Origin of the sequence: Pseudomonas japonica (assembly GCF_900188455.1) — a bacterium.
In the GTDB taxonomy this organism is placed as follows: Bacteria; Pseudomonadota; Gammaproteobacteria; order Pseudomonadales; family Pseudomonadaceae; genus Aquipseudomonas; species Aquipseudomonas japonica.
Genome location: NZ_FZOL01000012.1, coordinates 1 through 20,012, shown reverse-complemented (window position 1 = coordinate 20,012; position 20,012 = coordinate 1). Strand labels below are relative to the sequence as shown.

Below are 20,012 nucleotides of genomic sequence, written 5' to 3'. Positions count from 1 at the left end.
TGCCTTCTTCTGTCAGATCGCTCCAAAATGGTTACTTCTGCATCATCCACTACCGAGGCATGTTACCCTGCTGCCGTCCATTCATGGAACACCAATCATCGAGGCTAGTAGGCACTGAAATCATCCGGAACTCATTGGGCGCGAGCTTAACCTTGTAGACCGGGATGTCGATTTCGCTGCAGATGTTCAAGATCTCAAGCGCATGAGCATCCGAGATTTTAGCCCCGAGATGAACAGCCTTGAGAGGCGCTCGACGGTTGAAGCCTTTGACCTCTCTATCGCCATCTGGAATTACCCAGCGCCATTCACGTTCGTATTGCCAATCTACAGCCTTGCACAACGATGCAGCAATGCCAAAAAGCTCGTTGTAGTCCTTGCCCAAGCGGTGGGCTCTGAGGATGTGGGTGATGTCGAACAGCTTATCTGTGTAGGCAACCGGCCATAGCGTGAGGGTGGGAAGCTCGTTCCGGTGAAGCCGTGTGAAGTCGTACTCCATGGCGAATCCAGTATGGTCGCAGCCGTAGTGGCTCCACATCAGTACCGAATCTATGCGCTCACTCAGGCTGCAGATTTTGTAGCTGCTTTTGAGCTGATCAATGAGGTTGGGAAGCTGCCCAGCTTGGTGATTCGGCGCCAAGACCCCAACTTCGTGAAGCCATTGGTCAACGTTCAGGGGGCATGGCTCTTGAGCCGATGCCAGTGCTACTACCGCTGCAATGGGATCATCGGACACAAGAGCAGTGGCGACCTGCCCATCGCTGAAACCAAGCTCATCGAGTTTTTCCCAAGCAGCGAGCTTACGGTAGTCAATCCAGAAGGCAGTGTCGTATGGGTCGTTGAACTCATTGGCTACGCTCAGATAGAGAGTTTTCTCAGCCAAATTCTTGAGTGCGTACTCGCCGCACCTTCTGATTTTGAAAAGCCGATTGGGCGTGTGTAGGGTTTTCCCGTTAACTAGCTTAGGGATGTCCATATCGCCAATAGTGGCTGACGCAAAATTCTCAATGAAGGCTCTTACCCAATCCCTATCCACACGAAATCCTTTTTATATGTGACTCGCTTGAGCCGCAGAAATTAACACATCTAGAGCCACCCTCACCCTCACCGTTGGCATCTCAAGCTGCCTGGCCTTTGGACTGGGTATCACCCGGTGTCCTGGTTCAAACCTACCGTGGCCATCCCAGCTTGGCCCCTATAGTTGACCTGATTGATCGCGGGCCCGGCGTGCTGGACGGCGTGAAGCTCCTGGGTGACCCCTGGTTCTACACCGTCGAAAGGATGCTGATCGACGCTTACCGTGAAAATCCAATGGCCCGCAATGCAACTCATGGTGCCAGCTGGTGGCTTACGATCGCTGACAAATCGAAAAGCATGATCATCGATAAGCTGAGCAGCCTCCCACTAGCAATCGAAATCGAAACCGAGAACGGTATCGTTGGGGTGGTGCACGCAGATGTACCAGGAGGAATAACCTGGCCCATGTTCTTAGCTCAACTGAACAACCACGCGTTTGAGGACGTGGCGTTTTGGGGACGAGAGCGGATCAAGAAGCACTATCGAGATGGCGTACCGGATGCCTGGTGAGTTTGTACAGGCCACACCTGGGTGCCCCGACTGTTAAGGCTCGGTAACGTCGTCGTCTTGGACATCACAGGTGGCGGTGATGGTTCGCTAGCGATCTACTGCATTCACGACGACACGACTTACATTGATGGGGTACTGGCATCACTCGATCAAGCAGAGCGTCTAGTTGAAAAGCTGTAAATGCTTGAGGACAAAGCTCAGCAACTCAAGACTGCTCTGAACGGAAACAAGCTCATCGAGTCACAGATTCAAGTTACCGCAGCTGAAGTGATCGTGAAGCAGGTGACTTCAATGTGGCTGGAGTTGCAAGAGGGCGTGGTAAGCAGCAGAAACTGGTAAATGCTCTTCACGGCCGAAGTCTGGTCAATGGTGAGCGGTGGAACGCCAAGCTCGATGAGCTTTGTAGCAAGCATGCCGGAAGCCAGACCGAATGCCTTGCTACGCAGGCTATTTGGATAGGGTGATTGCATAGAACAGGTCATTAGCATGAGCCAGGCTCGGCGCCGATGGCGTCGTATCCTTCGGCTCGTTGAGCTCGGCTGGGCGTTTGTGATCACTAGGCATGGAAAACCAGTCTGCACTATGGGCCGCGTCCCTGAACCTACACCTCACAGTCAGCCCTGAGTAATACCCAAGGCTCTAGAAGCCTATGCTAGGTAAGCAAAGCTAAACCTCACCACTATTCTGCTTGAGGAGTTTGCACTCCCCCATCTGCCTAATCATCTCGTTGAATTCTTTCCGACCTTGAATCGCCTCTGGACTAGCCTGCATCTCTAAATCTACGAGATTGGCTGCCGGATCAATAACATACGTCTGCGCATCTCGATATTTCAAAATTGCAGGCAGAATCAGATACGCCGGATAGAAACGAAGCGTTCCATTACCAGCTTTTTGGATCATCCCCACCCACCGGGTCTGCTCAGCGTTAGGTTCTACATTTGTAACAACGCCACCGCTCAACCCATTCATCTCTTCATGAGTATACTCGCGTTCAAACCTGATGTATGGCTTCCCGTTTTCCATTGCACAGAAACCAGGATAAGTTACCCGATGAAGATTGGTTGCAAAGTCGTGCTCACCATTTTCAGCAGGCATCACGTGATTTTCCTCAATCGGGTACCCCGCTGCTAGGAATATCAATCCTTCCTGGAACTCATCTTGCCTCACGCAAACAACATCACCTGGAGTATCAAGATCCAAGAAGTGCTCGGGGTATCCCCCAGGCATCGGATGCCCCATCTCTACAAGCACGATATCCTCATCATCAATCCAGGAAATATCGCTCTCGATCAAGGATCCAATTTTCCAGCCTCGAATTGGGTACAAGAGCTTACTCAAGTCATCCCACTGACTTTTCGCTAAAGCATTTGTAAAAAATGGCGATTCATTCTGAGGCTCTGAGTAGTGAGAATTGATAACATGCTGCGCCGTGAGAAGAAAAAATTTCTCCTCATATTTTATCAGAAGCCCAGTCCCACCAAAATTATAAAGCACGTCCGCAAAGTAAACCCCCCGCTGCTCCAGCTCTTCATTGCAGTGGGTAAATATTAGCCGCCTAGACGCTTGGATAATATTGCCTCGTATAGCCTCAGATATAAAACCGTCAAGCTCCGGCCAAGTTATTGACATTTTCCTGCTCTCTCAATCTAAGCTAGCGACATAAATCTGAATTGCGGTGACACACTGACTCATCTCAGCACGCACATGGTACCCTTTGTAGCGCCCAAGCAGACGTTGCTCCAAACCGTTCATCAAGCTATAGAATTCAGCCGACGAGTCATCCCCTCTAGAAATGCTCATTTCAAACTTGAAACTCTTACTTTTTGCCGCTTCCCTGTTTATCGTATCGCTGACATCCTCAAAAGCTTTCTCTATCACAGATTGACTCAGCATAACCACGCTCCTTTAGTCATTACGTAATCTCCCCTCACTCGATGCGAGCCGTTCGCCCCGTTGATGCGCATTGAATATAATCTGGAGTGACACACTGCCGCCAACAACTTTTAGGAGCTCCTCGATGCTGGCATCGGACGATCCTTTCAAACTAGCCGAGCGGTACCAGAACCAGCGAGGGCAATGGGTGGTGGGAGGGCTAGAGACCCAGGTCTTCTGGCCAAACAGCCCTCAACTCGTCAGATTTGAGAACCTTGATTTCCTTCTGCAGTCGGCAGTAGTCGACGACCAGCACCGCAGCCTTCCTGCGATCGCGATTCGAGCAAATGGCTATGGACTAACGGTTAACGAGGGTCGTGCAGCTGTCATGCGCCTAGCCACGGCCATCGCTTGGCGTGAAGGCAAGAAAGTGGACATCGTGATGTGGAGTGAAGGTAGCCACCCCCATCGTGTGGGCAGGATGCTCAACAACGCCTTTACCGAGTATTTCTCGGGCGAGAACCTTCATGTCCCACAGAGCGGTGAGGCTCGGAAGGCGCTGGCCTACTACCGTGAAGGGCTATCACTCGGTAATCCGTTTTACTCCTTCCTAGGCTTCTACAAGGCCTTCGCACGCTCTCTTCCCAATGGCCGGGAACGAGGGCCATGGATTGAGCAGGCACTGCCCCGAATGACGGACAGAGATGCGATCTCCCGGCGTGAAGAGCTGCAGGCGCAAGGTGACAACATCTCCGAGTACCTGGCCACCCAAGGACGTCACGCGATCGCACATGCTGAGCGCGAGGATATCGTCGATCCAGACGATCCTGATGACCACCAGCGAATCCACCTAGACAAACCGCTGATGCGCCATCTCGCGGAGCTCGCGATGGATGAGCGACTCGGTGTACCGCCACCGTCGGCATATGAACGCGATCACCTGTATGAGCTTGAGGGGTTTCGCGCGTTGTTTGACGACGAGCAGCTAGAAGGGCTTCGTAGAGGTGCCTTCACCGAGGGCCGAGATTACGAACTTCCTGACGAGCTCTATGTGATGGCTCGTAAGGGGCAAACAGCTGTTCACCTCGGCCTCATGCACATGACAGCCAGTTGTATGGATGATGGAAAGGTAGGCATCGAGCTTGAGTCCGCCAATGGGCGAGCGTTTTTCGCGTTCTGGATGGATTTCACAAATGAACGACTAATCATCGATCCAATCCAGGGCTGTGGCTTACTCAACGCGACACGGGAGAGTCGAAGCGACATCCAGTCCGAGATCTCCCTAGAGGAGTTTAAATTCCTCATCTACTGCAACGGTTCGGTGGAGATTTGGTCTTCCGACCAAGAGCGCCGGATGGGCAAATCAGAAGCCTACGTGCTGCCTAACAATTGGAGCCCGGATTTCGCAGGCCATCAGCAAAACCTCACTGGGCTCAACGAACTATTACAGGGCATGCCTGAGATTGGAGGCGAGGCCACAGTTTGATCAGGTGGGGCGGGCCCTCGCCTTATGCGCCAAGCTTCGTAGTGCGACGGCGAGCAAGCCAGAACTCTTCGGCAGTGAGACCTGGTCTCTTTGCTGACAGCTCGGCTGAGCGCCTGGCTCAGTCTGATATCCACCTCTGAGGTGATGGGCCATTACCCAAAAACACACAAGGAGTACATATGTACTCCTTGTGCTATTTACCCATTAAGACGTGAGGTCGACGGGTCGGGCAGTTCATTCAGCCAGTACGCCAAGGTGAAGGGTGACGTGAGGTGTATCTGCACCTGCGAGGCCACTCTCAGGCCTCTGCCTCTTCCGTCTTGGAACGCTAAGATTTGCGCCGGCGCATGGGTGCATCTGGCGGGTGCGTCAGCCTCCGTCAGAAACTGCTGAAGGATTGCATCCGCCAAGCTACTTCTGGCAGGAGAGGTTGACTCCTTCTGCCTTGCGGGCGGCTTGAATTCGATCACTTTACCCAACATGGCTGGCTAATCTCACTTCCCGGGCATTCTGGCGGTTTGAATCTGATCCGCGTTCGCTATCAGCGCCTTGGTTACGGCTTGGCTAATGATCTCGTCAACGCCTCCAAGCGTTTTGATGCGCCCTTCTCTTGCGGCCCCTCCCGAGCTTGCCTTGCCAGTGCGAGGGTTCAGGTATGGTTTGGTGAATGGATCGGACATGGCGGCACTACCTCCACTAAGACAGTCCAACCCTTTAAGCATAGGCCTGTGAAGCTACCGGGGCGGCTTTGCCGCCGAATGGATCAGCCCGTTTGTCTCTGCTGATGAACCGCCTGAACACCGAAGGCTACCGTGAGTCAAGGCCACCCAGGCCATCTGGGCTTATGCCCTGAACGCCCAATCCTGATGTTCGAACTATGGATCGCCCTTGAAGGCCATCCAAACTGTCTCCATTTACCTCGGACTACCAATCTACCTCGCCCACAAGGAGCCGTGATGACCATCGAGCGCTGCAAGCAAAACCTCCTAGAGGCCCTGAACGATCCTGAGAACAGTGTCATTGCGCTCTCTGGTAAATGGGGTACAGGGAAGACGCACCTTTGGAGGCAGGTTCGAGATGAGTCTCGAGATGATGCGATCAAAAACTCTGCTGCAGTATCACTCTTCGGTGTAGGTGCCTTAGGCGATCTAAAGATCAAGGTCGCTCAAGCACTACTTCCCAAACTGAAGGACGACAACGTGCTACTAGCCCAGGTCACCGCTGCGATGTCTGGGATGAAAAAAATAGCTCAATCCTTTCATCGCGGATTCAGTGCACTGGACGACCTCCCGCTCCTCGCCCTCCCGAGTCTCCTCAAAGAAAAGTTTCTGATCATTGACGACATTGAACGAAAGCACGAAAAGCTCAGCATCGATGAAATATTAGGGTTTATCGATGAATGCGTACAGAGTTACGGCTGCCGAATTCTTGTAGTGCTAAATGATGACAAGCTCAAAGACAAAGAAATATGGGAGCAGTTCAGGGAGAAGGTGATCGACCAGGAGCTTCGCCTTGACACTTCTCCGGAGGAGGCTTTCAACATTGCACAAAGCATTATTAGCACTGATTGGTCTGACGAGCTGAGGACAGCGACGGTAGCCTGCCGCATTACGAACATTCGCATCCTCTGTAGGATTATCCGCGTGGCGAATCGGTTGCTTGAAGGGCATTATCAGCTTTCCGAGAACGTTATCGCTCGCGTCATCCCAGCAATAACGCTGCTAAGCGCCATTTACTACAAAGGCTTAATTAACGGCCCGACCTTTGAATACGTTCTGGGTCATAACGCCGCTGTTTCGGCAATGACCAAGGCCGTTCGTAGTCAGAATGGTGACCAAGAGGAGAGCGAGGAAGACGCGCTTCAGGGCCAATGGGACTCCCTGCTGCGCAAACTAAAAATCCACAATGGCGGTGAATTCGAGCAGCTCGTAGTCGAGGTTCTCCAAACCGGGTTGCTGGATACCAAAAAGGTCAGCGGTTTGATTGATCGCTATCAACAAGATGGCAGAGTTCTGAGTGCCATGAACAAGGTCTCAACCTTCTTCGAGCGTTACAACTGGCACCCTAACATCGATGAGATCCAGCTCAGCAAAGAGCTTGGGGGACTGATTCCTGAAGCACAGTTCATCGAAGCACCAACCCTCAGCTATTTAATTGACATTGCTGAGGAGCTCACGGGCAGCACCACCCTAAGCGAAAAGCTGTTGAACGCCTGGTCAACGGCCTTGAACAAAGCATATCCGCAAGGCCTCGAACACTCACCATGGGAATTGTCCAGACCGCTGCGTCCTGAAGTCGAAGCAGTGCTCAATGATGCCTACGCTCGTCATTCGAACGCTACAACGCTTGTGGATGCATGCAATCTGATACGCACAAGCAGAGGGTGGAATACCGCTGAAGAGCATCTATTTAGAACCATCAGTGCAGTGGACTACGCATTTGAAATTCGCGCGGCACGCGGCAATGACCTCGAAGCGATTATGTACCAAAGCATGCAGTTCCTGATCCATAAGGACTCGTATACCTCGAGTTTCGGCGATGTGGCGGATCGATTTCTTGCAGCCTGTAAAGGCATTGTGGTCAGCGATCCCAAATCGCGGCTGACCAAGCTGATTCAAAGGTTCTTTAAGAGCCGTGGAAAAGAAGCTCTGCTGTAGAATCTCCGATTGGAACCACTGAGGGGCGCCCGCCGCCCCGCTTCATCCTTGCAGCCACTCCAACATCTCAACGCAGGCTACAATTTAAATCGTTTTGCAGCACGACTGCCCTCAGCAGCCGTGGCAACTCGTCGATTGGCAGTCGGTGTAGCAGTCCGGCTGAAAGGTGCTGAGCATGAAGCGAATACATGATGACCTGGTGAGGGATTCGCTTCTGAAGGGAACGAATGCCCCCACAGTTTCTTGGGCATTTTTCACTATATTCAGCACCGCCTGCACAACCGTATCGGTCTCGAGGTATTCAATGCGGCCTCCTCAAGGATTGCTGCTTGAACTCACCCAGGCTTGCAAAGCCTTGTGCACCAGTTGCCTTGGAATGAACTCCTGCTCCAACCTTCCCTTTGAGCTTTTCACCAAATGGCAGAACAGCTCGCTCTCAGATGCCGTCAGTCCAGGCGGTGCGGTATCTTGTGCTCGAACTAGCTCCCTCACGGCTGAGCCACGCTTGTATTCGTCGAAGAGAGCTTTGGACATTAACATTGAGGTGACCTTGCCATGTTTTACCCGGGCCCGCGCGAGCATACGCAGCCCCCAGGTGTCCATATCCCCCCAGTAGGCCACAGCCTTCTCGCGGTGTTTGGGGGAGTCGAGCCATGCTAAGTCGAGGCCACACCCCAAGACTGCGACTGTTCCAGGTACATCAAGGAGTTGGTGATAAGATTTTTCATTCTCTACGACCAGAAGCCTGCAACCAGGCAACTCCACCTGAGCAAGTTCTGAGGTTGTCACCCTCTGTCGTTTGAAGGGCAAAAGCCCGTCCTCTAGAGGCACCACCAATACCCAGTGGTTTGTCTCATCGTAAGCGTCCAGAAAGCCACACAGGCTTTGCTCAGAGGCTTCCCCTTCAAACAGGACATCTAGGAACTTCCTCAGTAGCAGCTCGTTTCGCTCAAAGAATTTGGTATCAACACCGTATCCAGAAAGCAGTCGCAAAGGCTGCCCCTTCGCACACCCTGGAGTCAGTTGGGAAGCCAGTACTGCAGCCTGTAATACCTCTTCGCTAGGCTTACCCTTCCATAGAAGCCGTCGTTGAATGAGTAAGGTATGGAAGTGCTTAGGGACATGCTCGACCAGGTACCCCAGAGCCTCAAATTCCTCGATGGTTGGCCTATCCTCTGTCGCGGCCACCCACTCTGAAGGGGTTCGGAGACACCACTTACTAGGGACGAGAATTGTGTCAGCTCCATTTCTGTAAGAAACTCTCGACCACTCAACCTTGCCCACTTTCACGGCACGCCAGGCCTCTACGTGTCTCTGAACCTCTGATATTCGAGTATTGAAACACCGGGGCGGAGGCTTACCGATGTTCAGCTCCCAGGGCCAAGAGGCAGGATTGCGAAGCTGTTTGGAACGAACACCTGGCTTAAGCCATAGCTGTATCAGCCTCTGCCGCAGATCTTCTGGCGACTTCATACGTTTCACCTAGGCTCAAGCGTCACCACCGGCGCCGTCTTTGACGCCCCTGTTTTTTCTGCTGTTGGAATAGTTCTGCAGCTCCTCCCAACTCATAGACAGCATCGTCGAGGCTCCATCTTTTTTATGAACGATGATGGCAGACCGGGTGTGCACCTTGAGAAGCTGCAGCTCCTTATTGGGGGTAACGAAAATCGGGTGAAGTCCGAATTCATTCAGGGCCGCAATGATCCGCGCAGCGACGCTCACAGAGGTTCTAGAAAAGGCTTCGTCGAGCACCACGGTGCTGAAAATCGGCTTGCTTTCACCGATAGGACACAACGCGTACCCGAGAGCAGCGGTGAGGATGTAGGACGCTATGATCTCCTTCTCCCCGCCGCTATCACCATACGAGCCCTTCCTGCCTGCGGTTGCCTCTCTCGTAACGCTATCTACCACAGCAACGGAGAACTCCAGTCTGTACCTTGGATCGAGTATGGCCCGCGCGCCAGTCGTCTTTTTCCGATCACAGGCGTTCCTGAGGTTCTCAACCAAATTCCTGAGCGCTCGGTAGTGGGTCTCACCGACATCATCTTTGAAGCGAGCGGTGTTAAGTCTCCGTTGCGCTGACTGCAAAGCGACCAGATCCTTATGAATGACCTTGCTGGTAACGAGGCGAAGGTATTTTCCTGATTGAAACTCGACGCGACGTAAGGTGCTGTTAAGTTCCTCAATGCGCTCCTCAATCATCACGACCTCTTGCTCGACAAAGCTCAGAAGCTGAGTGACGCCATCATCGGAGGAGCGGTTAAGGTAGGTGAGGAAGCGCTCGACTTTCTCCGGCAGCGCCTCAGTAGTCAGGAGGGTCAAGCGCTTAAGGTATTCGGGTACGTCAGCCACCTCGAGGCCTACTTCAACCAAAGCACCATTATCCACAGCCTTGGCTTCAGCCATCTTCCTGATCAATTCGGTTTCAAGCTCTTCGAGTCGATCGCGCGATTTTTCAATAGCTTTGGAATGCTCGTGATAGCAGTTCATCTCCAAATTGCTGAGCTCGCTCAGCTCTTCGGGGCTGATGATAGGAAGGTATTTGGAGAGGCTCGCACACTGCTCAGCAGAAAGCCCCGATTTGGCCTTCTCTTGTGTTTCGTTGACCTTCTGTATAGCTGCGCTGAGCCGAACCACCAGCCTGGTATGAACATCACGCGCGTCGAAAAACGACGCCTCGAGCACAGCTGCCTTCTGATTTCCCTCATCCAACTGTGATTTGGCAGTAGAGACGTCTGTGCCGGGGCGAGTCAGGTATTCAAGCTGCCCCTGGAGATCAATAACCTGACTCTCGGCCCCATGGAGATCGATGAAATCGAACTCAACATCGTTGATCAATTGATAGGCGTTGCTCGCTTCCTCGAGATCACCCAGGCGATCCCTAGCAGCACAAAGCGCTTCATGGGCATGTTCCAGTTGGCCGTCAAAATCAGAGATTTCCTGATGCAGATACGTCAGCCGATCTCGATTGTCGAACCCTGTGAACCAGTCAGAGCTCAGCAAGCGCTGATCTCGCTTCTCAAAAAAGCTGGGTTGCTCTGACATCATCCCTTCTTTGGTCATTGCTTGGGGGGTGGCCAGCAACGCATCTGAGCTTTCAACACAATGGCGATCTAACTCCGCCATCAGAGCTTCTACTGCTTTCTTGTACGGATGCGGCTTGAGAATGAGCTTCCGTGCATAACCGTCCGGAAAGATCTCGCGACTTGGGGTATCGAGATTCACCTCAAGCACTCTTACATGCAGGTGGTTGTCGCGCCCGTTGACCCAGCGCAGCGCTGCCTTGGCTTTGTCAGAAGGAACCATCACGCGAAGCCTATGCCCACCGATCGCGCGCTCGATTGCCCCACGCCATTCTTGTTCGTCTGCCTTCACCTGGATCAGTTCTGCCGCAAAGGGTAACAGGGCTTCATCCACCTCCAAGTGATCCGCTAGCTGGGTACGGAACTGATGGTACCCAGTAGGCAGGTTTGAACCTGGACGTTGTTTGACCTCCTCAACCTCCTGTTGAAGGGCCTGGAGGCGAGCGCGAATATCTGACTCGTTGATCCCAAGCTGGAATGCTTCGGAGCGTTGCTCTGAAATCTGCTGTGTTAAAGCATCACAACGCCGATGAGCCAACTCTTTGTTTTGCCTCAGCCCTTCTTCTGATAGCTCTTCGCTAAGGCCTAACCTACGCATCCGTGACTGATATTGGGCGGAAGTGGTTGCTCGGACACGCTTGGTAGCTATCCATTCCTCCACACGTCTTTGCAGTTGATCGATGCTAGCGCCTCCCTTCTGCAAGTAGGCTTGCAGGAAGACATCACATTGCTGCTTCAGCACGTTGCGCTGATCACCGAGGCGATGCATTACGAAGAGCGCCTTCTCTATTTCCTGTTCCAACCTCCTCTTCTCTGCCGACCAGAGATCATGCGATTGCTCAGCGAACCATATCGGTGCTAGCACGCTGACAAGCCTGAGCTCTGCGAGGCTTTCCTCTTGTTTCTGGTAGCGAACCCACAGTTCTGCGATGGGTTTGAGCTTTTGCTCCTGAGCCCGAGCAGTCTCCAGCTCCTGGTGGATGACGTTGAGGTCGTCGAAGCTTTTTACGACTTCGTCTGCCCGTTTGAAGGCGGCCCGGTCTTCCAGCACAAGGTCACGAAAAATCGCGTCAATGTCGGTGAGCTGCTTGATGCCAGCTGCGCGGTTCAACAACGAGAGGGCGTTGTCACTGACTTGGAATTGGGCTCGGACACGCGCCATGTAGTCCCTTCGAACAGAATGAACCCAAAAACCTTGGGTGTTCTTCTCAATCAGCTCCAGGCCACGCTTTCCCTCGTCGAGGAAAGTCTCAAGCCAAGACTCTAGGCTTTGTTCCGGGTTGGTACAGTAAATCCAGTTTTTTTCTAGCTCTGCTGTCGCGGAACTGGTGCCTTCGAAAAAGAACACGGCGCCAAGGCGTACCAGCTGTTCTCCTCGAGAGAAGGTGGCACAGATTCCTGACATTGTTTGCCCGAGGCGGGTGCCTTTCTGCTTTAGATTCTGCCCCTCGCCCAGCGATGGCATTCCTCTCACATACGACACCAAGTCCCTATCACTATCATTCCCTCCGGTCGAGGCAAGGTTGTAGCGGGGACTCAGGCAAATCAATGTCATAAACCCATCGATGATCGTCGTTTTCCCACTACCAGTTACACCAACCAACGATGTCCCAGCGGGGTCAATGGGCGCTAGGTGCATACCGTTGAAGCTGCCCCAATTGAATATCTTCAGCTCCCTCAGTAAGTATCCAGATGGACTCCTCTCTAGATTATTCATCGGTGTCCTCTCCTTCCTCACCCATTGGCGGGAGCTGATCGGCACTGAGGTCGTGAATTTCCAGCCACTGGAGCAATGCCGCCAAATTTTCGGGATTTGCCACGTGAGCAATCAGCGGACGGATGGTGAAGTGATCGCTATGCTCACTCATAGAAATGAGATGATGACTCCTCAGTTGAATAAGCAGCTTCACCGCCCTTTGGCGATCTTTGAAGTCTGCACCAGGCTCCCCGAGATAGGCTCGCAGCTGTGTGATGACGTCGTCTACTGTCATTTGAGGGATAGCCGCCCCAACCCCGCTTTCCATCTCGCACTCAATTAAATGCTGTCGGAGCACAGCGATTAGCAGCGTCTGCTCTAGGTTGAATGGGTGCCGCCGTATGAGTGGATGCGTCCAGCCCTCGGCGATCTCACCTGACTCACGGCGCACCCTGACAAAGGCCAGGCCTCGAAATTCGTCATACTGAATTTCAAGATCGAAGGGTTCGAAGATTTGCTCCACTTGCTCAGCATTCGCCAATGCCGCACGGTAGAGACGCTTGTAGTCGGCCTCTTCGATAAATCCGTTTTTGAACAGTTCCTGAACCACCTCTCGAACGACCCGGGGTGTTCGCAGGTCGTCACCTTCCAGGTCTGATTCGTCGTTTTCCAGGTCATCATCCAGCTCCGGCTCAAGATCCGAATCTTCATCGCGGTCTTCGTCCTCACCTGGCCTGCCTGTCAATTCATCAAAAATGCTAGGCATGTCAAAGCTCCCATTTGATATCGCGAAGCTTCTCGCTCTCAAGTTGGGTGAAGGGCAGATGGAAGCGCCATTGACGATCGTCTTTGTCAGTCAGATCAAACGGAGCGGTCTGATCCTCATACACGTCAATTCCAACCTCCCGAGCCATGGTGATCCAAATCGTGAAGCACTCAAGATCGTGGGTCGGAGGAAGAAGCGAGGCCAGCTCCACAAGTGAAAGGGGGCGCTGCTGCTCAGCCAGTATTCTCAAGGTTTCTCTGATGAATGCATCTCGATCTAGCCCATCGAAGGACTGCCAGAATTCTTCTTCAATTTCCTCGAGATCTGCAGAGCGCCGGCTGAGATCAAGCTCTGGAACTATCTCTCCGGAGATACCTTTGAAGCGCAGTCGCTCAACCACCGGTACCTTCACCAATGCCGTACCCACTGGAGGTAGAGGAACCTGCAGGTGCCGCACCGACTGGCGACTCCAATCAATGTTCACGACCATACTGAAGAATTCGTTGAGTAGGTGCCCAACGCGGTGGTGTTCAGCAACAAGCCCGGTCTTCATGAAGCTTTTGACGTCTCGCTCGCTCCGAGCCCTGGCTTGTAAGACCAGCTCTGTTTCTCGGAGTAGCCTCGGCACCAACCGCAGCAATTCAACCTGTTGGGTCTTCGTCAGCGCTTTGGTAGCAGCTGGATGGCGCATGATGTTCTGAAGGCGATGCCTCATACGCTCAAGCTCAAGTGGAGCCCATAACTGCTGCTGGAAGCTGTCGAAGACCCTGCCTTCCGGCGTGTTGAGCAAGGCCTCCTGGCCATTCAGCAGGTTGTCGACGACCTCTCCTCGGTGGAACCTTTCGCTGATAATCGACTGGCGTAGCCATCGGTCAGCATCCCGCCAGGAGTCCTCCACCCTTCGGAAGTCCGCCAGCAAGCTCATAGCGAGGGCATAAACTTCTTTGATGCCTTCGATGGCCTTCTCTTCATCAAGTACGGGGATGAGCCCAGCTTTAGCTCGTTCCAGCTCAGCCAGAAGCTCCTTGATACGCCGTTTGAGTGCAAGCGTCCTGCTCTTCAGATCCGAATTCAAGTGCGTCTCGAGATTCTCAATTTCACGCTGCACAACTGACAACCGAGAGGCAGTTGACGTCATTACGCGGTTTTCGAGAGATTCAGTGAACCGAAAAGCTGACTCCAAGAAGTCTGTTGCGTAGATCCGCCCGTTACGCTCGACTATCAGCCGGCGCTTGATCCACTCCCTGAGCTCTCGGTTTGCTTGCTGAAGTTCAGCCCCACGCTCGATCTTGTAAAACTCAGGATCAGGGCAATTTGCGAAGGTGTCAGCTAGAGATCGGAGCGCGTCGCTCATCTCGACACCATCATGGCCAAGCTCAAGGAGCATCCGAAGGCTGGCCAGGAAAAATGGTGCTCGCGGCGAGGCGAGAATCAACCACGCGGGATTCTGTGTACGGAGCCCTACGAGATGCTCGGCACGTTGTTGCAGGTTCTCTTCCATGGGACGACCACCCCACAGGCGAAACGCGGCGAACTGGTTATGCCGCAGGCGAAATAGGCCACCGCTGCGCTATTTGCAGCCTACAAGCTTAGCTGCCTCCTGAAATAGAGCAACGCTACAGCATCTGCCTGTAGACCAGGCGGCCTATCCACTGATGAACGGAACGCCTACTCCGGGTAGCGGGCAACCCATCGCATGCGGAGCAATCGAACAAACCTCGAACCTGACCAGTCTGTGGTCTCCCTGCTAATGCTTACCCTGTGATGCACGACCGCAGATCTCGTTGTTGAATCGTCTGTTAAGTATCACAACGAGGCCAGACCGAGGTGGGCCAGTTCTATCTTGGAGGATGGTCAGCTCAAAAGTAAGGCTAGTCGCCTTACTCCCCCTCTGACCGGACTGGCAATGTTCTGACGAAGCTCAGTGCCATGTGGGCATCACCTCCACGCGGGTGGTGGCCACTTTTTTTTGGCTAAGTTTTGATGAGCTTTCCTACCTAGGAATCAGCCGCACCTTCGAGCCGTAGGCTTAGTCGCATTACGAAAAGCACATGATCAGGGGGGCTATCACTTCCGGATTGATCAGCTTCGTAACCTCTCCAATAACCCAAGTACCTACCGGCCACGCCACCTGCAAAACCATCAAGATCGTGAAGGTCAGAAAAGCCCGGAGAAGAAATTCATGGGTCATTTTGATGCCCGTCACTTTCCGGTTCACCTTGGGGTAGTTGTTAAGAACAGCGTGGGATAGCTCCTTAGCCAACGCTGCCTTTGGTGATCCTTTTTTCCAGCTCTGAGCTAGATCTGCTGGGCTCACCACATCAAATCCATCGACCTTGAGCGTTTTAAACGCCCAGCCCCCTGCTCTCAACAGATAGGCAACAGCCCAAGCGAAGATAAACAGCCCCAGACAGCTCAGCCACTTGCTTGATTTGTCGTTCCACAAGCTGGGTATCAAAGACACTAAGACAGGTATCAGCGCCGTGATCGCAGCGAGGTAGATACCAGCTTTGGCGTCAGCCCCTTTACGTCGATCAACCTCCGCATCAAACAGTCGACGGGACTCCTCTAGAATCACTTCACTGTCTCGAGACCAATCACCATCGCGCACGGACAACGCCATGCTACGGCGCCACTGATTGTCCCCCTGCTGCTCATCGGGCGACAATGGAATGATGGTTGGCCAGAGCCACTGGAGTCGCTGCTTAAGCATGAGAAACCGTTTTCCCCGTCAACTCATCCACGATTGCAGACGCTATCGGATACCCCGTGAGGTTCTCAATCCAGGCCCACTGGCCGTTAGGATTTATCTCTAAGAACCAGAGCTTGCCGGAGCGATCGCAGATCAGGTCAATGGCCCCATATCGGAGTCCAAGGTGCGCCACTAGCTCGATGCACTGCCTTTGCACGAACTCAGGGAGAACAATTCTTTCATGCCGCAAATCAGGACGGTTTCCCTGACGCCAATCAGTTTCCGTTTCGGGGTTTTCCTGAGACCAGATCGCCGTAGCGAAAACTCGTTCACCAACCACCGTAACCCGCACATCGTATTGCTTCAGGACTTCGGTCTGGACAATAAAGGGAGTCAACGCGATGGCGTCGGCCTGGTCATCTTCAATTTGCCCGAGGCGAGTGGTAAAGATGACACGTTCGGTCTCACCCGTGAGCACAGCTTGGCGAAGCGGCTTGCCGATGGCCTGGCCGGCCTCAGTAATGGCACGGGCTGAGGATATGTCGTTTGTGATCAAAGCCTGGGGGACATGGAAGCCAATTTCGTGAGCCAACAGCAGCTGCATCGGCTTGTCTTCAGCCATGAAGATCTTGGCAGGAGAGTTAAGCCAGCGCCCCTCCAAACGTGAGTACAAGCTTTTGAGAAAACTGCTCCACTCCGCCTCGACATAGGCCCGCTCCCCCACATCCTCTACCTGGCCAGATACCGCCGGTGCTCCTGGTCGACGAAAGTAGGCCGCTGAAATCTGCGCTCCCTGGACAGTCCCACCATTCAGTGAAATTGACCAAGCATCACGCTGATGCCCCGCCATCGTACACAGCGCCTGTGGAAGCAACTCGGTGTTGAGTCGCATGTAAGGTTCGCTGCGCCGGCGGAGCTCGGCCACAACATAGTCCATCGTGATGTCACGACGATTCGTAACCAGCAGCAACATGATGCGCGTCCAGATCAGTCTGAGTAGTAGCGAGTGTCGAGCCCGAAGGTTGGATCGCCATTGTCGTCACGCTCCAGCTCGACATTGGTCTTGGTGATCAGCTCGAGAATATGATTGACCTCGCACCGATCATCGCGCTCGGTATTCGCATCTGTCTTGGTCACTAGCTGCAGCAGGTGATTGCTGGTGTCGAAATTACGCAGCTCAGAAGAGCACTGCCCACGATAGGGGGAGGGATCGTCGTCGTCACTCTCAACCTTTTGGTAGGTTTTGGTCAGGAGCTCAACCTGCCAGCACGCCTCATCATCTTGTTCTGCGTTGACCTTGGTCTTGGTCATGAGCTCATTCAGAACTCCATCAGTGATGATGGGGACTACACCCGCCGGCGAATCGATCGCCCACATGTTGAGCTCAGAGGAGTAGTAGCCAGGGATGCTGTCTTCCCCTGTCCTTGGTGTGGCGAATCTCGAAAGATACGGCGAGGTTTGAGACGAACTTCCTAGAGCTCCCAAGCTGGCTTCTCCTAATGCCGGCAAGTCGCGAAGAGCGACAATGAATAGACCATACCATTTGGCCACTATAACGGTAAATGAGGGAGGGCCATGATCGAGGGCGCCAGTAAACGAAATGCGAGATACACCAACTAATTGAGCAACAAGCATTCCTTCACACCCTCCTCAGTGAGGAACTTTGGAGCCCCCTCGAGCCCCCTCACCTGCCCAGTCACATACTACATAGCGACTACTCAGCGTCTGAACCACAAGATAGCCCTGGATCTCTTGGGTTCCCATGATGAAGGAGGTTCGAATTGGATCACCATCATCGAATCGTTTCTCACGATCACTGAATACGAAGCCCATCAGAAAGAGCTGTCCACTACCGTACTCGACTGATGACAGAAAAGCTGTGATATCCCAACCAAAATCGATTTGCATCGCCTTGATCACGCTGCTGGGCATGGCAGCTAAAGGTGTGTCGACGATCTTGGATGAGGAAAGCGGCGTCCTGCGTTTGACCATGTGAAACCTCACATTTTGGTGCCCCCATCTCGCAAGCTTCGATGCAAGAAGAACGGACACTTTATGGGCTGGCCAACAACAGGCGATTGAGCGTGCGCATAATCACCTCGAGCCATATTTAGCTCGAGGAGCACCCGACTTGTGCAATCCACCCGTTTCTGGCTATTACGAAACTCTTTCTGAATGCTCCCGTCTGTTCCGCCGAATCCATCGGTCTACAGCAGAGTCAGCGCTGGCAACAGATCGTTGATGACATCCGCCAGAGCACCTCTGTAGCTGATCTGCGTGAAGCTCGTGGCAAAGCCGAAGGCTATATTCGAGGACTGGTGGATGCTGGTCACCTCTCCAACGACCGCATCCGGGATTACAAAATCCTGAGTAGCAACCACCAACGCCGAACTTTGCTCCCGGAGACCTAGGCAGCGTCGTTCATCCTGCGCACGGAAGCGCCTGGCTACGTTGTTTCAACGAGCTCCGCAATGAGAACTCGTAGGGTCTCCCTACCGATTCCCTTTTTGAATGACGTCAACACGTACCTTCCTTCCGCAGTCGTGATCGACCAATAACGCCCTACCTTCTTCAGGAGCTGAATCGGGGACGTCTGCAGAATGTGCCCATCCGCCCGTTGCTCAAACTGCCCGGGAGAGGTGTGACCAAAAACGATCCCGACAGCACACTGCGACGAGATGAAGACATCGCTCAAGTAAGCAGTGACAGGTGGCGAATATTTGTAAGCCATCGCTCGTAAAATCCGCTTGAGCTGAAAATTCGACAGGCTCTTGCCGTGATACTCAATGTTGATCTCAGCTGACATGAGCTCTTTCTTTTTGAACCTCAATTTGCCCGCACCTGCAGGCGTAACCTTGTCAAACCTCAATGGTAAAATCCGGTGAAAATCCAGTGCGCTCCCCTGGATAGCCTCGCGGATTTGAAATGACCCGGCAGCCCGAGACGATTGAGTCGACTGCATGATGCGTATGACCGAAAATCCAAACGTCAGCCAGGGCAACCAGGTCGTGCCATTCATTGAAGTAGGCTGCACCTAGGTGACCTTCATGGCCATCGCCGGCCAGTTCTCGAAGAGGGCAATGATGCGTAATCACCATCGTCTTTCCCTCAAAGCCCTTGGCGAGCTCGACGGCCAGAAATTCTCGAGTGGTGATGTTCCGAGCAATCAGGTCGACAGGACGCAGCTTGCTGTAGCCCTCTCCAATGCGGATGCGCTTGAAGTCGTTCATCCACTCGGCACACACCCTCATTGCCGCTTTGTAGTCCCCGGTCGCGGTGAAGTCTGTCCACGCCGTTGCCACCAAAAACCTGGTGTCGCCAATGATCAGAGACTGGTTGTCCAGGATGTGTACGTGCTCTGCGGCCGCATCGCGCATCTTCATCAACGTTCGATCGATGTGGCCTTTGTAGAACTCATGGTTGCCACAGACGTAAATCACCGGACAGCTGAAGATTTCGTTGGCCCACACCACCCCGCGACTACGCACCGAAATGTCGCCAGCCAGCACTACCAAATCGGACTCCGTCGCAGGTGGCTGGAAGTCGGCGAACTCCAGGTGCAGATCTGAGTAAATCAAAATTTTCATCGGATCAGTTGGTTCCTGTTCGACGCTGATCGTGTCTCCGTTGCGTCCAAATGGGGCAGTAAATCAAAATCGAGATCGAGAACTCGGTCATTCGGCTTTAGCCGCCTACGGTCGAGAGACTCGAATCACTCAAGGTCACCCCAGGCTCGACGCATTTCGTCTTCATCTGCAATTCCCTCATCATCTAATCGCAGACGTTCAATCAGCTCTGCTCGAAGCTCTTGGAGGCTAACTCGGCCATCCACGTAGCGCTGCAACTGTGCCAAGCGCTCAGCTGCAAGCCGCCCTCCGTCGAGCGCTAGACAAGCGATCTCTGCTGCCACAGCTTTACGACGGCGCTCGCGCTCCACCCCATCGATTTCCATGTACATCCCACGTCGGTTAGTCGAAGCCTCCGCTAGGAACGGAAGCCTGGCTATCAGCACTACTTGAAGGCTTTACTGAAGCGTTGAGAGAGCGATGCCGCATCAATCGCAGCCCAACTCTCCGGATCGTTACTCAACCTGACCCAGTTGATCGCCACCCCCACCATCACCAACCCAGCCAGAATCCCTTCCCAGAACGCCCAAACAAAGGTGGTTCGAACAAG

19 protein-coding genes are annotated in these 20,012 nt (G+C 53.4%); 3 read left to right on the top strand and 16 right to left on the bottom strand.

All coding sequences use genetic code 11. From position 1 onward, the window contains the following. Nucleotides 1–49 precede the first annotated feature (49 nt). A complete protein-coding gene (locus tag CHB99_RS15700; protein WP_042122387.1) occupies nt 50–1,033 on the bottom strand; it encodes a DUF2971 domain-containing protein in 984 nt (327 codons plus the stop codon). Nucleotides 1,034–1,185: 152 nt separating this feature from the next. On the opposite strand from CHB99_RS15700, the gene CHB99_RS15695 reads away from it, so the two are divergent. Continuing rightward, the gene (locus tag CHB99_RS15695) at nt 1,186–1,584 is read left to right on the top strand and encodes a metallophosphoesterase family protein (protein ID WP_141137297.1); all 399 of its coding nucleotides are present in this window, start codon (nt 1,186–1,188) and stop codon (nt 1,582–1,584) included. Nucleotides 1,585–1,832: 248 nt separating this feature from the next. Here the strand turns inward: CHB99_RS15695 and CHB99_RS29565 are convergent, their stop codons facing one another. The 3 genes from CHB99_RS29565 to CHB99_RS15685 all read right to left on the bottom strand — a co-directional run bounded on the left by CHB99_RS29565 (nt 1,833) and on the right by CHB99_RS15685 (nt 3,477). Beyond that, nucleotides 1,833–2,054, bottom strand: coding sequence for a hypothetical protein (locus CHB99_RS29565; protein WP_141137296.1), 222 nt, complete (start codon nt 2,052–2,054; stop codon nt 1,833–1,835). A gap of 196 nt (nt 2,055–2,250) precedes the next feature. After that, nucleotides 2,251–3,213 (bottom strand): hypothetical protein, encoded by a 963-nt coding sequence (locus CHB99_RS15690; RefSeq protein ID WP_042122388.1) that lies wholly within the window; start codon nt 3,211–3,213, stop codon nt 2,251–2,253. Nucleotides 3,214–3,225: 12 nt separating this feature from the next. Then, nucleotides 3,226–3,477, bottom strand: a complete 252-nt coding sequence (locus tag CHB99_RS15685; protein WP_042122389.1) for a hypothetical protein — start codon at nt 3,475–3,477, stop codon at nt 3,226–3,228. Nucleotides 3,478–3,601: 124 nt separating this feature from the next. On the opposite strand from CHB99_RS15685, the gene mauJ reads away from it, so the two are divergent. Further along, nucleotides 3,602–4,942, top strand: a complete 1,341-nt coding sequence (gene mauJ, locus CHB99_RS15680) for a methylamine utilization protein MauJ (protein ID WP_042122390.1) — start codon at nt 3,602–3,604, stop codon at nt 4,940–4,942. 494 nt (nt 4,943–5,436) lie between these two features. Here the strand turns inward: mauJ and CHB99_RS29555 are convergent, their stop codons facing one another. Then, nucleotides 5,437–5,622: a hypothetical protein gene (locus tag CHB99_RS29555; RefSeq protein WP_141137295.1), complete on the bottom strand. Its 186-nt coding sequence runs from the start codon at nt 5,620–5,622 to the stop codon at nt 5,437–5,439. A 276-nt stretch (nt 5,623–5,898) separates the two neighbouring features. Here CHB99_RS29555 and CHB99_RS15670 point away from each other — a divergent pair, with 276 nt between their 5' ends. Next, a complete protein-coding gene (locus CHB99_RS15670; protein WP_042122392.1) occupies nt 5,899–7,599 on the top strand; it encodes a P-loop NTPase fold protein in 1,701 nt (566 codons plus the stop codon). Between the two features lie 315 nt (nt 7,600–7,914). On the opposite strand, the gene CHB99_RS15665 is transcribed toward CHB99_RS15670, so the two are convergent. The 11 genes from CHB99_RS15665 to CHB99_RS15610 all read right to left on the bottom strand — a co-directional run bounded on the left by CHB99_RS15665 (nt 7,915) and on the right by CHB99_RS15610 (nt 19,794). Next, entirely contained in the window at nt 7,915–9,072 is a 1,158-nt protein-coding gene (locus CHB99_RS15665; protein ID WP_042122394.1) for a Wadjet anti-phage system protein JetD domain-containing protein, read from the bottom strand. Nucleotides 9,073–9,087: 15 nt separating this feature from the next. Then, nucleotides 9,088–12,399 carry an ATP-binding protein gene (locus tag CHB99_RS30110; RefSeq protein ID WP_052419380.1) on the bottom strand — a complete coding sequence of 1,104 codons (3,312 nt, stop codon included), beginning with the start codon at nt 12,397–12,399 and terminating at the stop codon, nt 9,088–9,090. Beyond that, nucleotides 12,392–13,144 (bottom strand): DUF4194 domain-containing protein, encoded by a 753-nt coding sequence (locus CHB99_RS15655; protein WP_052419381.1) that lies wholly within the window; start codon nt 13,142–13,144, stop codon nt 12,392–12,394. The genes CHB99_RS30110 and CHB99_RS15655 overlap by 8 nt, the downstream gene beginning before the upstream one ends. A gap of 1 nt (nt 13,145) precedes the next feature. Next, a complete protein-coding gene (locus CHB99_RS15650; protein WP_084702588.1) occupies nt 13,146–14,645 on the bottom strand; it encodes a DUF3375 family protein in 1,500 nt (499 codons plus the stop codon). 537 nt (nt 14,646–15,182) lie between these two features. Further along, nucleotides 15,183–15,857, bottom strand: a complete 675-nt coding sequence (locus CHB99_RS15645) for a hypothetical protein (protein WP_042122397.1) — start codon at nt 15,855–15,857, stop codon at nt 15,183–15,185. Further along, nucleotides 15,850–16,809, bottom strand: a complete 960-nt coding sequence (locus CHB99_RS15640) for an MvdC/MvdD family ATP grasp protein (RefSeq protein WP_042122398.1) — start codon at nt 16,807–16,809, stop codon at nt 15,850–15,852. Before CHB99_RS15640 ends, CHB99_RS15645 begins: the two co-directional genes overlap by 8 nt. Nucleotides 16,810–16,823: 14 nt before the next feature. Continuing rightward, complete coding sequence (locus CHB99_RS15635) at nt 16,824–17,147, bottom strand: hypothetical protein (RefSeq protein WP_084702605.1); 324 nt, start codon at nt 17,145–17,147, stop codon at nt 16,824–16,826. Nucleotides 17,148–17,486: 339 nt separating this feature from the next. Continuing rightward, nucleotides 17,487–17,828, bottom strand: coding sequence for a hypothetical protein (locus tag CHB99_RS15630; protein ID WP_042122400.1), 342 nt, complete (start codon nt 17,826–17,828; stop codon nt 17,487–17,489). 454 nt (nt 17,829–18,282) lie between these two features. Further along, nucleotides 18,283–18,642, bottom strand: a complete 360-nt coding sequence (locus tag CHB99_RS15620; protein WP_042122402.1) for a hypothetical protein — start codon at nt 18,640–18,642, stop codon at nt 18,283–18,285. Between the two features lie 52 nt (nt 18,643–18,694). Continuing rightward, nucleotides 18,695–19,423: a metallophosphoesterase family protein gene (locus CHB99_RS15615; RefSeq protein ID WP_042122403.1), complete on the bottom strand. Its 729-nt coding sequence runs from the start codon at nt 19,421–19,423 to the stop codon at nt 18,695–18,697. Between the two features lie 125 nt (nt 19,424–19,548). Beyond that, a complete protein-coding gene (locus CHB99_RS15610; RefSeq protein WP_042122404.1) occupies nt 19,549–19,794 on the bottom strand; it encodes an antitoxin VbhA family protein in 246 nt (81 codons plus the stop codon). Nucleotides 19,795–20,012: the final 218 nt, after the last annotated feature.